Source organism: Verrucomicrobiota bacterium, from assembly GCA_016871675.1.
GTDB lineage: Bacteria > Verrucomicrobiota > Verrucomicrobiia > Limisphaerales > VHCN01 > VHCN01.
Map to the genome: position 1 here is coordinate 1 of VHCN01000023.1, position 14,420 is coordinate 14,420.

Here is a 14,420-nt window from a genome sequence, read left to right on the forward strand (position 1 = left end):
TGTGCAGGCTAGGTGGATGAAGCCCGTGGCGTCCGCGAGTTCCGATTTCGAGGGCGCGCGGCCGAGCGCGGTTGCGTAGGCGGCCTTCACGGCGTCCTCGGGCGACTGCTCCGCGAGCGGCTTGAGTTTCTTCGCGAAGTCCACCGCGCTGGCGCGCACGTGCGGATTGTTCATCATGTAGAGCGCCTGCGGGGCGACGGTGGTGTTCACGCGCAAGCCGAGCCCCTGCAGGCTGTCGGGCGCGTCGAACTGCACCATCATCGGGATGAGCTTGCTGCGCTTGATGAAGAAGTAAACGCTGCGGCGCTTCATGCCCTCGTCGAGCGTGCCCGCGCCGAACATCGTCGGGTCGAGCCGGCCGCTCACGGCGAGCACGTTGTCGCGGATGATCTCGGCTTCGAGGCGCTGCGGCAGGCGGTGCCACCAAAGCTGGTTGTCCGGATCGGACTTTAGACGCTTCGGATCCGTCGCGGTGTCTTGCTGATAAACCGCGCTCATCATGATGAGCTTGTGAAGCGGCTTGAGCCGCCAGCCGTTGCGGATGAGTTCGCCCGCGAGCCAGTCGAGCAATTCGGGATGCGTGGGGGCAGCGCCGGTTGCGCCGAAGTCGCTCGGTGTCGCGACGATGCCGCGCCCGAGATGGTGCTGCCACAAGCGGTTCACGATGACGCGCGCGAGCAGGTTGCCCGCGCCGTGCTGGGGGTCGGTGATCCAGTGCGCAAGGGCGGCGCGGCGGCGCGGCGTGCGCGAGTCCTTCGGAGGATCGGCGAGCCAGCGTTTGTCGTTCTCCGCCGCGCGCATGAGCACTTGCAGGAAGCTCGGCCGAGCCTCGCCGACTTTCTGCGCGAGGTCGCCGCGCTTGAGCATGAACGTCTTCTCATAGAAATCCGGCCCCTGCGTGTGAAGCCGGATCGCGGGCAGTCCCTCGCTGCACACGAGCGCCTTCACCATCCTGGGGCGCGGCTCGTTGCGAAGATGCTCCATCACCGCGGCGTTGAGCGTGAGCCACTCGGGCTCCGTGGTGCGATACATCCTCGAGAGCGATTCCTTGTGCGCGCCCGATCGTTTCGCGGCGTCGACGCCGAACGCCGACTGCGCGGCTTCGAAATCCTTCGCGAGCACGAGCGCGGGCGCGTCCGCTGCGGAACCCGCGTCGCGTGTCACGCCAACGCGCAGCCGGCCGATGAGGTTGCGGTCGAAGCCCGTCGGGAACTTCATCGTGAAGGCCATTTCCGTGCCCTCCGCGAAGCCAAACGGCTTGTCGGTCTCGAACACGGCGAGGTGGTCGCGATTCTGCTTCGACTTCGCCTGCCACGGGATCGGCGTCGCGCCCGGCTGCGCGTCATCGGGCGAGCGGCGCCTCGTGAACTTGAGCGTGACGGGTTGCGCGGGGCCTTTCTGCGGTTTGGCGGTGACGGTGAGCGTTTGCAGGTTGAAGCCGCCGTCCTTTGACCAGCCGGGGCCGCCGTTGGGCAGCGAACTGTGCGTGAGCGCCTCCAGTCGCAGCGCGGTGAGATTCGTGAGCGCCGTCTTCGCGGTGAACGTGATCGTGTCCGGCGAGCCCGCGCTGATGCTCACGACCCACGAGGCGTCCTCCTGGCGTGTGGACTTGTTGATGCCGTAGTAGCCGCCGCTGACGCTGAATTTCTCGAGGTCGAGCGTGAGCCATGCGGGCTGCGGAAGGGCAGGAGAGCCGTCGAGCCACGCGTCGAATCGCGCGGGCAACTTCGCCTTCTCGAACGCTTCGCGCGCGGCCTTGAGCGGTTTCATCCTCGCGTCGAAGTCGGCTTGCAAGCGGCGTGTCTCGGCGGGGTTCAAATCCACGTCGTGGTCGCTGCGGACCGTCGTCGTGAATGTCGAGAGGAGCCGGTAGTAGTCGGCCGTCGGGATGGGGTCGAATTTGTGATCGTGACAGCGCGCGCAGCCGATCGTGAGCCCGAGCATCGCGGTGCCGATGGTGGAAATCTTGTCGTCGAGTTCGTCGTAACGCTCCTTTTCGGCCTGGTTCGCAGTGATCTGCGTCGCGTGGGTGCCGGCCCCGAGGAAGCCCGTGGCGAGCCATGCCTCCGGATCGTCGGGCGCGAGTTCGTCGCCGGCGATCTGCCACTTCACAAACTTGTCGTAGGGCAGGTCGTCGTTGAGCGCACGAATCACGAAGTCGCGATAGTGATACGCGAAGGGCCGGTCGTAGTCCTGCTCGTAGCCGTGGCTCTCGCCGAAGCGGGCGAGGTCGAGCCAGTGGCGTCCCCAGCGCTCGCCGTGATGAGGCGAGTCAAGGAGACGGTCAATCAACGTCTCGTAGGCGCGCGGGGATTTGTCGTTCACGAACGCTTCGATGTCCTCGGGTTTGGGCGGCAGGCCGATCAGGTCGAAGTAGGCGCGGCGAATGAGCTTCCGCTTCTGGATGGGCGGGTTCATCTGAAGCTTCGCGGCCTCGAGCTTCGCTAGAATGAACTGGTCCACCGGGGTGCGGGCGGTCGTGGTTGATTTCACCATGGGCGGCGTCACGGACGCGAGCGGCTTGAACGACCAGAAGTTCTTGCCCTCCTCGGGCGTCGCGGCCTTCTTCTTCAAGACGACGGCGGGTGCTTTGCCCTCGCGCGGGTCGGCCGCGCCCATCTTGATCCACGCCACGAAGTCGGCGACCACGGCATCGCTCAACTTCTCCTTGGGCGGCATCTTGAGGTCTTCATGCGAGTGCCGCAGCGCCTCGATGAGCAGGCTCTTGTCGGGATAGCCCGGCACGACCGCGGGTTTGCCGGACTCGCCGCCGCGCCGCAGGCCGTCGCGCGTGTCAGCGAAGAACTTGCCCTTGAGCTTCTCGGCTTGCGTGCTGTGGCACTGGTAACACTTGTCCGCGAGCACCGGGCGGATTTTGGACTCGAAGAACGCGATGCTCTTCGTGTCGGGCGCGGCGGCGCTCGCGCTGCCCGCGGCGATGGCCAAGGCTGCGGTTGTGCGGAGGGTGCGCGTCATTTTGAAGGCGTCAGTCGGCTGCGGTTGCAAGGATGAATGACCGGGCGAGGAGGTGGCGAATTCACGGCGGTTACTTCAACGGAGGGCCTTCAAGCGGTTTCCCATTCGTTTCGAGCACCTGCACCTCGTGGATGCCGGGTTTGCCCTCGTCGGTGAAGGTCCACACAACTTTCTTGTCCCGCGTGACCTCGACGAGCTTGGTGCGGTTCGCGCCGATGGCGTAGCTGCAAATCACCGTGTTGCCATTCGGGAGCCGTTGCGCGCCGCACGGGTCGTTGAGGAGCTTTGCGGGCAGGTCGTCGTTCGCCAACGTCCACACGATCTTTCCTTCGCGGTCCACCTCGATGACCATATTGCCGTGCGTGCAGGTGATGAGCGTGTTGCCGCCTGTGAGGCGGATGGCGGTGAACGGCCAACTCTCCTTGGGTGCGTCGGGCGTCTTGAACTCCCACACGATGGTGCCCTCCGGCGTGTATTCGCGCACGACGCGGTCGAGCAGTTGCGGCACGAGGTAGTTGCCATTGGCGAGCTTGCGCGCCATGCGGCTCTGCAGGTGGATGTTTGTCGTCTGGCAGAGCAGCGGCACCTCGACGACCGTCTTGCCTTCGCGGTTGATCTCGAGGATGCGTGGTTTCGGCCCGGCCTCCGTGAGCATGTAGTTGCCGCCGGGGAGTGCCTGCACCGTGTTCACTTCGGACTGCGTGCCCTTCCATTCGAATACCGTGGCGCCTGCGCGAGTGAGCTCGACCACGCCGCCGCCGGGGAAGTCCCGCCCCCTCGACACTGCGAGCAGGATGTTGCCGTTCGGCAGCACGAAGCCATCGCGCGTCGGGCGCGGATAATTCCACGCCACGGCGCCGTCCGCCGCCACGATGCGTGTCTCGGCGCCGAGCGCGAGGAAGGAATGTGAGACCCCGGCGGACTTCGCCGTGAATGGCATGGCTGCTACGACCAGGAACGAGATCGCGGCGAGTGCCAAGCGAAGAGCCATCGTGGCGATCAGCATAGCCGCAGCCCCGGTTTCGACAATTCGAAACTCGGCCGACGGCCCCAAAAAAGCGCGGCTGAACCAGCCGCGCTGTTGAACAGGATGTCGCCGGGAGCTACTTCTTCTTGAGCAGCTCCTCAAGTTTGGCGATCACGGACTTCACACCCTTCCCGTCGTAGCCGACGATGGTGCCGAGCTTCTTGCCGTCGGCATCGAGCACGAGCAGCGTGGGGAAGCCTTCGATCTCGTATTTGTCCTTCACTTCCACGTTGTGCCGGTTTTGGGCCTCGGTCTGCTTCTTCTTGTCGGGGAAATCCACCTCGACGAGCACGAGCTTCTGTCTGGCCCAGTCCTTGAACTCCTTCTTGGCGAAGACGTCCTTGTTCAACTTGATGCACGCGCCTCACCAGTCCGAACCGGTGAAGTCCACGAGCACTTGTTTCTTGTCCGCCTTGGCCTGCGCGAGCGCCTTGGGCAGGTCGGTCAGCCACGCGGCCTCGGCCGCGCGCGACGCGCCCGCGAGCGCGAAGCAGGCGGCGAGGGTCATCAGGGTTTTGTTCATGGGGTCCTTGGGTTGGGGTTTGCTGGAAATCCGCGTCGCATCAGGGGCGGCAACCCGCCGTGAGGATGAGATGGCGGTCTTGCTGCCGACTTACTTGCCCGCGTTGTCGTCGTATTCGCCGAGCTTGCGGAGCCAGATGTTGCGGAAGCGCATCGGATTGCCGTGGTCCTGCAACTGGATGAACACCTCCGGCGCGTGCGGCGAGTTGTAGTTGCCGGTGCGCAGGTGCGGCGTGTTGCCGAGGTATTCGCGGCGGTGATGCACGACCACGCCGTTGTGGATGACGGTCACCGCGGCCTTCTTGATATTCTGCTTGTTCTCGTCCCATCGCGGTGACTCGAAAATGATGTCGTAGCTCTGCCACTGGCCGGGGCCTTTGCTCGCGTTGACGAGCGGCGGTGACTGGCCGTAGAGCGCGGCGCACTGGCCGTCGGGGTAGGTTTGGTTCCCGAACGAGTCGAGCACCTGCACTTCGTAGATGCCGTTGAAGAGCACGCCGCTGTTGCCCCGCTGCTGGCCCTCGCCCTTCACCTCGACGGGTGTGGCGAATTCGAGGTGGAGCTGGAAATCGGCGAACTTGCCCTTGGTCTGGATGCTGCCGGTGCCGCCGACGACTTCCATGTGGCCGTTCTCAACCTTCCAGCCGGGCGTGCCGGTCTTGCCGCCGGTCCACTGGCTGAGGTCGGTGCCGTCGAAAAGGACCGTGGCGTCGGACGGCGGTTTGGCCAGGTGGCTGAAGCTCTCGCCGGGCTTGATGATGCGCGGTTGCGGGCGGTCGCCGTCGTGCACGACCCACTTGGTGCCGGGGATGGATGGCGTGTTGATGTAGCCCACGCCTTTGCGCTCGACCTTCTTGTCTTGGGGCGCGGCGATGACGAGTGCCGAGGCGGCGGTGGCGGCCAGAGCGAGGGAAATCCAGCAGGTGGTTTTCATGGTGAGGAATCGGGTTGTTGGTTGCGCCGCGAACTGCCGACGACTGCGCCGTGCCCGCGGAAGTGGGCTATCGGTAGCATCCGTCCCGCGGCAAGGCAAGCCCCGCGACGAGGCGAGGCGGCGTGAGGGTTTCGCCCGGCGGTCGCGGTGAAAAAGCGAGACGGGCGGAAGTTGCCTTCCGCCCGTCGCGAATGGAGTGGGGAGTTGCGCCTACCGCAGCTTCGAAAGCGTCGCCTTGATGGCGTCGAAATTGGGCAGATCCTTCACCGTCGCGGTCTGCTCGCTGTATTGGACGACGCCGGCCTTGTCCACGACGAACGCCGCGCGCGCGCTGGTGGAGGGGAAATCCGGGATCAACCCGCCGAGGCCGCTGACAAGCACGCCGTAGGCTGCGGCGGTCTTCTTGTCGAGGTCGCTGACGATCTTGATTCCGATCTTGTTCTGCGTCGCCCACGCTTCCTGCGCGAACGGGCTGTCCACGCTGCACGCGATGACGTCGGCATTCAGGCCCGCATACTGGCCGAGACCCGCGGTGATGTCGCACATCTCCTGCGTGCAGACGCCGGTGAAGGCAAGCGGGAAGAAGAGCAACACGGTGTGTTTCTTGCCGAAGTTGTCCGAAAGCTTCACATCGGCGAGGCCGGAGGCGGACTTGGACTTGAGGTTGAAATCAGGGGCTTTGGTTCCAACGGAGATGGGCATGGTTTGTTTCAGGTTTGGGTTTGTCTGTCGCGCGTGCGGTTATAGGGGCGGGTCGGGGGAGTGTCAAACGGAGGATTTGCCCGCGGCCGGGACGCGCCTTTCCGCTCGATTCACGGCGGGTCAAAGAGCCGCGAGCACCTCGGCCGCGTGGCCCTCGGGCGTCACCTTCGGCCACACGGCGCGGATGACTCCATCGGCGCCGATGAGATACGTGACGCGGTGAACGCCCAGATACTTCCGGCCCATGAAGGACTTCTCACCCCAAACCCGGTATGCGGTGACGATGCGCTTCTCCTCATCCGACAGGAGCGGAAACGGAAGTTTGTGTTTCGCCGAAAACTTGTCGTGGGATTTCACGCTGTCCACGCTCACCCCGAGGACGACCGCGCCGCGATTCGCGAACTCGCGATGCAGCGCGGCAAAGGCGCACGCCTCGGTCGTTCACCCCGGCGTGTCGTCGCGCGGATAGAAGAACAGCACGACGGGTTTGCCGCGGAAACCCGCGAGTGAAACGCTTGCGCCGCCTTGCGCCGCCGCTGTGAAGCCGGGCGCGGGGTCGCCTTGCTTGAGCAGGTTCAAAGGCTGGGTGGCCATCGCCGCGGCATCCTCGTTTCAGGATTCGGGGCCGTCAATCGCGGCATCATCAACGTGGATCCCGCCGCTCCAACGCTCACAGCGAATTGAGGATCCGTTGCACATCCACGTGCTTGGCGATGAGGTCGCGGATGAGCGCGATCTTCTCCGTGTCGTCGGGCCGGGTCTTCACGATCATGTCGTGGACCTTCGATGCCGTGTCGTAACTGTCGTCGCGCGCCAGCAGCACGGGGCAGGGGAGCGCGCGCACCTGCTCGGTCGTGGACGGTCCCGGCCGCAGCCCTCCGGTCAGCACGATCCCCGCGACGCGTTGGCCCGGATCCGCAGCCGCGGCTGCCGCGGCAAGGAGGATGTCTTCGCGATCGCCCGGCGTGATGAGCAGCACACCCTGCTTGAAAAACTGCGCCGCGTTGTGCGCGGCCATCGCGCCGACAATGACGTCCTCGACAATGTTCTGCCGGTGCGCGGCACCCGAAAGGAGCTCGGCGTTCAACTCCTCCTGGATGCTCGCAAGCGTCGGGTTGCTGAGCGTCGGGAGGTGCGGCAGCACGCCGAGCAGTTCAAGCCCCTTGCGCTTGAGCCCGCGCCGCGTGAAGTCCTCCACGTAGCCGAGCTTGTCGGGAAGCACCTTGTTCACGATCACGCCGATGATCTCGACGCCTTCCTTCTCGAAGAGCGCCTGGTTGAGCGCGACCTCGTCCACCGGCTTGCCAATGCCGCCGCGCGACACGATTACGACCTTCGCGCCGAGGAGTTTCGCGACCCGCGCATTGGACAGGTCGAACACCGCGCCGACGCCGGCGTGCCCGGAGCCTTCGCAGAGCACGAAGTCCTTTTCCCACGCCACGCGGTCGAAGGCGTCATGGATGCGCCGGACGAGCGCGTCGTAGTTGGAGCTTTGCAGGTAGCGGCGCGTGAAGTCCGGCTCGATGGCGATCGGGCTCATGTCCGCAAGCGGGCAGTTGAGCTTGTAAACCGAGTCCATCAGCACGGTGTCCTCGTCGATCTTGTGCTCGGCGACTTCGACGAAGCGCTGGCCGACGGGCTTGATGTAGCCGATGCGACGGTGGTGCCTTTGCAACGCCGCCATCAAGCCGAGCGAGGTCGTCGTCTTGCCGTCGTTCTGCCGCGTGGCGGCGATGAACACGCGCGGCGTGCTGGTATTGCGGAGGGACATGCGACCGCCACGTCACTCTCCCGGCAGCCGCGTGCCGGCCTCGGGGTAGAGCAACCGGTACGCGATGGCCTGCAGCCCCACGATCGCCGCCACGCCGAGCACGTCGTGCGCGCTCGCGCCCCGGGAAACCTCGGCCGCGGGCCGGTCGAGGCCGAGCAGGATTTGTCCGTAGGCATTCGCGCGGGCGATGTGCTGGATGAGCTTGCTGGAGATGTTGCCGGAATTGAGGTTGGGAAAAATCAGCACGTTCGCCCGCCCGGCCACGGGGCTTTCGGGGACCTTCCGCTCGGCCACGTCCGGCACCAGCGCGGCGTCCACCTGCAACTCGCCGTCGAAGTCCGCCTCGAGCCCGCGGTCGCGCGCGTGCTGCTGCACGAGCGCCGTCGCCGCCTGCACCTTCGCGACGGAGGGATGCGCCGCGCTGCCGCGCGTGGAAAAACTCAGCAGCGCGACGCGCGGCCGCACACCAAGCAGATGCCGCGCAAGCTGCGCCGTCGAGAACGCGATGTCGGCGAGTTGCTCCACCGTCGGGTCGGGGATGACGCCGCAGTCCGCGAAGATCATCGCGCCGGAATGCCCGAAGCGCGTGTCCTCGACTTCGAGCAGCATGCAACTCGAGGCCGTGGTGATGTTTGGCGCCACGCGGATGATTTGAAAAAGCGGTCGCAGGACGCTCCCGCCGGATTCACTCACGCCCGACACGAGCCCGTCGGCCTGGTGCATCGCCACCATCATCGAGCCGAAATAGTTCGGCTTGAGCATCGCCTCCACCGCCTCGCGCTCCTGGATGCCCTTCGACCGACGGACCGCCTCGAAGCGTCGCGCAAAATTCTCAAGCTCCTCGCTCTCGGCCGGGTTGATGATGCGCACGCCCTCGAGCGGGACGTTGAGGCGTTCCGCGGCATCCTTGATGCGCGTGCGGTCGCCAAGCAGGATCGGCGCGCCGAGCCGCAGCGAGTAGAACTGCCGGGCGGCCTGCAACACACGCGGCTCGGTGCCCTCGGGGAACACGATCCGCTTCGGGTGCCGCTGCAACTTCTCGATGACCCCGCCGATGAAACGCACGGGCGCTGTGTAGCCGACGCTTCCCCTCGCGGCAATGGCCAATTTCCCGAGCGCAAACGGGCGGCCAAGAAAACGGTTCAGCCCAAGGGCTGTTTGTGCCATCGTCACGCGCGAATCCGCATGAATGACGACCTCCAGCCCGGCGCGAAGCCTGCGGGTGCAGTCGTGCCCGGGCTTGCGCTGGTGCGGAAGAACAAGTTTGTGCTTTTCGCACTGATGGGCCTCGCAGGCGGGTCGCGATTTGGTCGTCGGTCTTCGGCGTGTGCATCGCCGCTGCGCTGTGCTGGGCGGCCAAGCTCTACAGCCGGCGGGTTGAGTTCTCGCCGGTCCGGGCCGTGTTCGGCTGGATCGGCGTAGTCGTCCACGCAAAGTTCTGACGCTGCCTGCCACGCACCGTTTCCCAATCCGAATCCCAATCCCAATCCTCCCCGCACCATGATCGCAGCCAGCATCCCCCGAAATCTATTCGCCTCGACCGTTGCCGCTGACCCGCAGCCGAAGGCGGCGAAGAAAAAGGGGAAGGTGTGAGTGACTCGCGCGCTGAACAGCCGGCAACCGGCAATCGGCGATTGAAAGTCCCCTTCATCTCCATTCGAACACGCTGAGAATGTCCGAGTAGTCATCCGTCCACACTCGCCGGCCAGGTTGCGGCGGGATCGGGATGAAGCGGCTGGAGCGGCGCAATTTCCCGAGATCCTCTTCGCCACGGGCGAGCAGCATCCAGTGCGACTCCTCCTTTCCGTTCGCTGGGTCATCCTGCATGTCCTCTGCGGAGCGGCACGTGAGTTTGAGTTCACCGGCGATGTCGGCGATCACCGGCGCGAGATTCAGGTAGCGATTCGAGATGTGCACCGCGAGCAAGCCCCCGGGCGCGAGCTTGCGCACGTAAAGCTCGAACGCCTCGCGCGTGAGCAGGTGCAGCGGAATTGAGTCCGAGCTGAACGCATCCAGCACGAGGAATCCGAACTGTCCGTCCGCCGCTGTTCGCAGGCGAAGCCGGGCATCACCCGGCACAATCCGCACCGGGGCGCGGGCGCAGGCCGAGAGGTAGGTGAAGTAGTTTGTGCCGCGCGCGAGGCGGATGACGGCAGGGTCGATCTCGTAATACGTCCAGTCCTGCCCCGGCAGCGAGTAGCTGGCCATGGACCCCGCGCCAAGGCCGATGACGCCGACGCGCACGGCCGGCCGCGAATTGACTTCCGCAAACAAATCCCCGAGCGGTCCCGTGCCGTGATAATACGCAAGCGGCTCGCAGCGCCGGTCCGCCGCGATGAACTGGCGCCCGTGCACCGTGTTCCCATGCACGACTTGGTGGAACGCGCCGGTCGCATCCAGCGTCACCCGCGTCACGCCGAAGAAATGCCGCTCGCGATGCAGTGGCCGCCCGTGCGCGCCCGGGAGCAGGGCCGCTGCAAGAAAGATCGCCGCGACCGCGAGCGCGAAGCGCCGCGGATGGTGCATGAACGCCAGCCCGAGGATCGCCGGCGCGCCGAAGACGATGGCGTTGCGAAGGCGGGCCGGCTCCCAGCCAAAGTGAGCCGCCGCGAGCGCGAGTCCCGCCGCCAGCAGGCCGCACGCGAGCGCGAGCGGCGCATCGAGTTGCGGCCGGGGCGTTCGCGGGCGTTTAAGCTCCGGTTGTGTGCGGACCATGCACGCGAGCGCGAGCGCGAGCGGGTATTCGACGATGCCGTTGAACAGCACGGGCGCGAGCAGCGCGTTGAACCCGCCGCCGAGCACGCCGCCCACGGACATCCACAGGTAATACTCCGTGAGGTGCCCCGCCGCGGGCCGGTCGGCCGCGAGCTTGCCGTGGCAGACCATCGCGGCGCCGAAGAACGTGGCGAGGTGCAGCGCGAGGAGCATCCACACGGGCTGCGTCGCCTCAGTGCAGAGCAGGAACACGAGGCACATCACGCCGTAGGGCAGGAGCTGGTTGACGACGCGCAGCGGGAGCACTTCGCGGCGCGCGAACACGAATACGAACGAGACCAGATACAAGGCCAGCGGGATGACCCACAGCAGCGGGATGCTTGCGATGTCCGTGGTGATGTGCGTGGTGACCCCGAGCATCAGGCTCGACGGGATCAAGGCGAACAGCACCCAAGCGGCTCGTCGCTTCGCCGTGACCGGAGCGCCGGCCTCTCGATCGGCCTGACTTGTTTCACCGTTGCTTGTCACGCCGGTCTGGACACTGGCGGTCCCTCGGAGCCGCAAAGCGCACAACGCCGTCATCGCCACCAGCACCCCGAAGCCCGCCGACCATGCCGCCGACTGTTCACGGATGCGCAGCATCGGCTCGATGAGCGCCGGATACGCGACCAGCGCGACGAGGCTTCCAACATTGCTCGCGCTGTAGAGGAAATAGGGATCGCCCGCGCCCTTCGCTTCGGACTTGGAGAACCACCGTTGCAGCAGCGGCGACGTGCTCGCGACGATGAAGAACGGAAGCCCGACCGTCGCCGCGAGCGTGGCCAGCAGCCAGAAAACCGGCGTGGTTTCCGCGGGCGGCTCGGTGTCCGCGCGCAGTTGGATCGGCAGCACTGCGGCCGCGACAAGCAGGGCGAAGTGGATCGCGAGCTGCGGTTTCACCGGCCATCGCGAGAGCCAGTGCGCGTAACCGTAGCCGGCCAGCAGCGCGGCTTGGAAGAACAGCATGCACGTGTTCCACACCGCGGGCGTGCCGCCGAGTTGCGGCGCGAGCATCTTCGCCACCATCGGCTGCACGCAGAACAGCAGCGCCGCGCTCAGGCAGAGCGTCGCGGCGAAGAGCCATGTCGTCGCGCGGCTCAAGCGAATTGCGGGTGGCCGCGGAGTTTCTCCCAAGTCTCGTCGCGCAGCGGCGCGCGCTGATAATGGGGCCCGGCCAGGGGTTCGGCGGCACCCGAGCGTCGCGCGCGGTCGAGCCAGCGACGGTCGAGCGGCGCGTCCAGCAGCGCGGTTGAATTCGCCGCGAGCGTCGTCTCTTCCTTCTCACCGGTGGCAAGTCCCCGTCCGACGAAGAACCCGGCGAGCAGCAGCGCGACGCGGATCATTGTCGCGCGCGAGTAAGTCGCGAGCGCGCATGGACGCGCCGGGTCGAGCCAAGCGTGGAGGGCGCCAAGCACCGGCAGTGTCCACATTGCGGGATTCGCCGCGGGAGAGAACGGGTCGAACAGAATCGCATGCGGCGGCGGGTGGCCGTCATCGGCTCCGATTGGGGACTCAGTGATGAACGTCGGGAAATCCGTGACCAGCGCGGTCCAGCGGATGCGTTGCGTGCCCCGGGTGGAACTCGCCTCGTTCGCCGAGTGCAGGTCACGCACGAGCGCTTCGTAGCCGGCGAAATAGCCGAGCGCGGCGGAGTTTTCGAGCGCGAAGCGAAGCGGCTCCAGTGTGCGATCGAAGCTGAGAAGGCGCAGCGAGCAGTCGAGCGCTTGTGTCGCGTGCAGGGCTGCGAGTGCGTTCGCCGCGCCGCCGAGCCCGACATCCCAGACCACGAACTCGCTTCCGGCGGCTTCACGCACGCGCTCGACGAGCCGCAGTTGGCGCACGTAAAGCGTGTCGGCTTCCGCCGCCGGCCCGATCACGGGATGGAACGTCTCGCCGGCCGCCAGCGATCGCAGGCTGAACGAGCCATTGCGGAGCTGGACAATCTGGTATTCGGCGGACGGCACGCGCGGAACGTAGCAAGCGGCGGCGGCGCGGCCAATTTTCGATTTGCAGCACCGCGGGGCCGCATTACTTTCGTCGCGGCCTGTCCGGTGGTGTAACGGTAGCACAAGGGTCTTTGGAGCCCTTTGTCATGGTTCGAATCCATGCCGGACAGCCAGCTTTCACTGACCTATGCGCGCAAACAAACTTCGAAACGCCGGGGCTCTCATCGTTGCGACCTGGCTCTCGGCGGCGGCGGCCTTCGCCGCGAGGCAGCCCAACATCCTGTTCATCTTCACCGATGACCACGCGTATCAGGCCATCAGCGCCTACAACGATCCGCGCAAGCTCGTGGAGACGCCGAACATCGACCGCATCGCCCGCGAGGGGATGATCTTCCACCGCGCGGTGGTGCCCAACTCCATTTGCGGGCCGAGCCGCGCGACGGTGCTCACGGGCAAATACAGCCATGCGAACGGATTCTACAACAACACCAACTCTCGCTTCGACGGCGCGCAGCAGACGTTTCCGAAGCTGCTCAAGGCGGCGGGCTACCAGACGGCCATCGTCGGCAAGTGGCATCTCGTGAGTGATCCGACGGGGTTTGATTACTGGGAAATCCTCCCGGGTCAGGGCGTGTATTACAACCCGCCGATGAACCGCATGGGCCAGCAGGTCCGCCACAGCGGTTACACCACCGACATCATCACCGACCTCGCCCTCGCGTGGCTCAAGAACCGCGACAAGGCCCGTCCGTTCGTGATGATGTGCCAGCAGAAGGCGCCGCATCGCGAGTGGTCGCCGGCGCTGCGCCACCTCGGCTGGAACGGCGACCGCAAGTTTGCCGAGCCGGAGACGCTGTTCGATGATTATTCCGGCCGCGGCAAGGCGGAGCGCGCGCAGGACATGACGATCGAGAAAACATTTACGCTGCTCGATGCGAAGCTCACCACCCCCGGCAGCCTCAACGAGGAACAGCGGGTGAAGTGGAATGAGTATTACGGCCCGCGCAACGCGGCCTTCACGAACGCGAATCTCACAGGCAGGGACCTCGTCCGCTGGCGCTACCAGCGTTACATGCACGATTACCTCGGGTGCATCCTCGCCGTGGACGAGAGCGTGGGACGACTGCTCAAGTTCCTCGACGACGAGGGGCTCGCGAAGGACACGCTCGTGGTCTATTCGAGCGACCAGGGGTTCTATCTCGGCGAGCACGGGTGGTTCGACAAGCGCTGGATTTTCGAGGAATCGCTGCGCACGCCGCTCGTCGCGCGCTGGCCGGGCGTGACCAAGCCCGGCGGCGTGAATCGCGACATCGTGAGCAATCTCGACTTCGCCAGCACCTTCCTCGATGCGGCGGGCGTGGCCGTGCCTGCGGACCTCCAGGGCCGCAGCCTCGTGCCGGTGCTGCGCGGCCAGACGCCCGCCGACTGGCGCAAGAGCTTCTACTACCATTATTACGAGTTCCCCGGCCCGCACAGCGTCGCGCGCCACTACGGCGTGGTGACCGGGCGCTACAAGCTCGTGCGCTTCTACGAGGCGAGCATGAACTACTGGGAGCTGTTCGACCTGCAAAAGGACCCGCGCGAAATGAAGAGCGTTTACGGCGCGCCCGACTACGCTGCGACGCAGAAGGAACTCCACGCCGAACTCGACCACCTCCGCAAGGAACTCAAAGTGCCCGACCCCGATCCGGAGGAAACCGCCATCCGCCCCGGCGCGGGGAAAGCGAAGAAGGGTGAGGCGAAGGGGAAAGCCCCGGGAAAATAGGATTTCAATTCGCACCGAAACTG

10 protein-coding genes and 1 tRNA gene are annotated in these 14,420 nt (G+C 65.7%); 2 read left to right on the forward strand and 9 right to left on the reverse strand.

What is annotated here, in order from left to right; all coding sequences use genetic code 11:
* The 9 genes from FJ386_07055 to FJ386_07095 form a co-directional block, all read right to left on the reverse strand.
* Positions 1–2,976, reverse strand: a 2,976-nt coding sequence (locus tag FJ386_07055) for a DUF1549 domain-containing protein (protein MBM3876461.1), incomplete at its 3' end; no start/stop codon positions are given.
* A 70-nt stretch (positions 2,977–3,046) separates the two neighbouring features.
* Complete coding sequence (locus FJ386_07060) at positions 3,047–3,916, reverse strand: hypothetical protein (GenBank protein MBM3876462.1); 870 nt, start codon at positions 3,914–3,916, stop codon at positions 3,047–3,049.
* A gap of 163 nt (positions 3,917–4,079) precedes the next feature.
* Positions 4,080–4,358: a hypothetical protein gene (locus FJ386_07065; GenBank protein ID MBM3876463.1), complete on the reverse strand. Its 279-nt coding sequence runs from the start codon at positions 4,356–4,358 to the stop codon at positions 4,080–4,082.
* Between the two features lie 258 nt (positions 4,359–4,616).
* On the reverse strand, positions 4,617–5,459 hold the full coding sequence (locus FJ386_07070) for a DUF1080 domain-containing protein (GenBank protein MBM3876464.1): 843 nt from the start codon (positions 5,457–5,459) through the stop codon (positions 4,617–4,619).
* A 210-nt stretch (positions 5,460–5,669) separates the two neighbouring features.
* The gene (locus FJ386_07075) at positions 5,670–6,161 is read right to left on the reverse strand and encodes a redoxin domain-containing protein (GenBank protein MBM3876465.1); all 492 of its coding nucleotides are present in this window, start codon (positions 6,159–6,161) and stop codon (positions 5,670–5,672) included.
* Positions 6,162–6,281: 120 nt separating this feature from the next.
* On the reverse strand, positions 6,282–6,755 hold the full coding sequence (locus tag FJ386_07080) for a thioredoxin-dependent thiol peroxidase (GenBank protein MBM3876466.1): 474 nt from the start codon (positions 6,753–6,755) through the stop codon (positions 6,282–6,284).
* 76 nt (positions 6,756–6,831) lie between these two features.
* Complete coding sequence (locus FJ386_07085) at positions 6,832–7,932, reverse strand: hypothetical protein (protein MBM3876467.1); 1,101 nt, start codon at positions 7,930–7,932, stop codon at positions 6,832–6,834.
* A 12-nt stretch (positions 7,933–7,944) separates the two neighbouring features.
* Positions 7,945–9,099 carry a phosphotransacetylase gene (locus tag FJ386_07090; protein ID MBM3876468.1) on the reverse strand — a complete coding sequence of 385 codons (1,155 nt, stop codon included), beginning with the start codon at positions 9,097–9,099 and terminating at the stop codon, positions 7,945–7,947.
* 2,684 nt (positions 9,100–11,783) lie between these two features.
* Positions 11,784–12,650 carry a methyltransferase gene (locus FJ386_07095; protein ID MBM3876469.1) on the reverse strand — a complete coding sequence of 289 codons (867 nt, stop codon included), beginning with the start codon at positions 12,648–12,650 and terminating at the stop codon, positions 11,784–11,786.
* 81 nt (positions 12,651–12,731) lie between these two features.
* On the opposite strand from FJ386_07095, the gene FJ386_07100 reads away from it, so the two are divergent.
* Both FJ386_07100 and FJ386_07105 read left to right on the forward strand, forming a co-directional pair.
* Positions 12,732–12,805 (forward strand) — tRNA-Gln (locus FJ386_07100).
* A 14-nt stretch (positions 12,806–12,819) separates the two neighbouring features.
* The gene (locus FJ386_07105; GenBank protein MBM3876470.1) at positions 12,820–14,397 is read left to right on the forward strand and encodes a sulfatase; all 1,578 of its coding nucleotides are present in this window, start codon (positions 12,820–12,822) and stop codon (positions 14,395–14,397) included.
* Positions 14,398–14,420 lie beyond the last annotated feature (23 nt).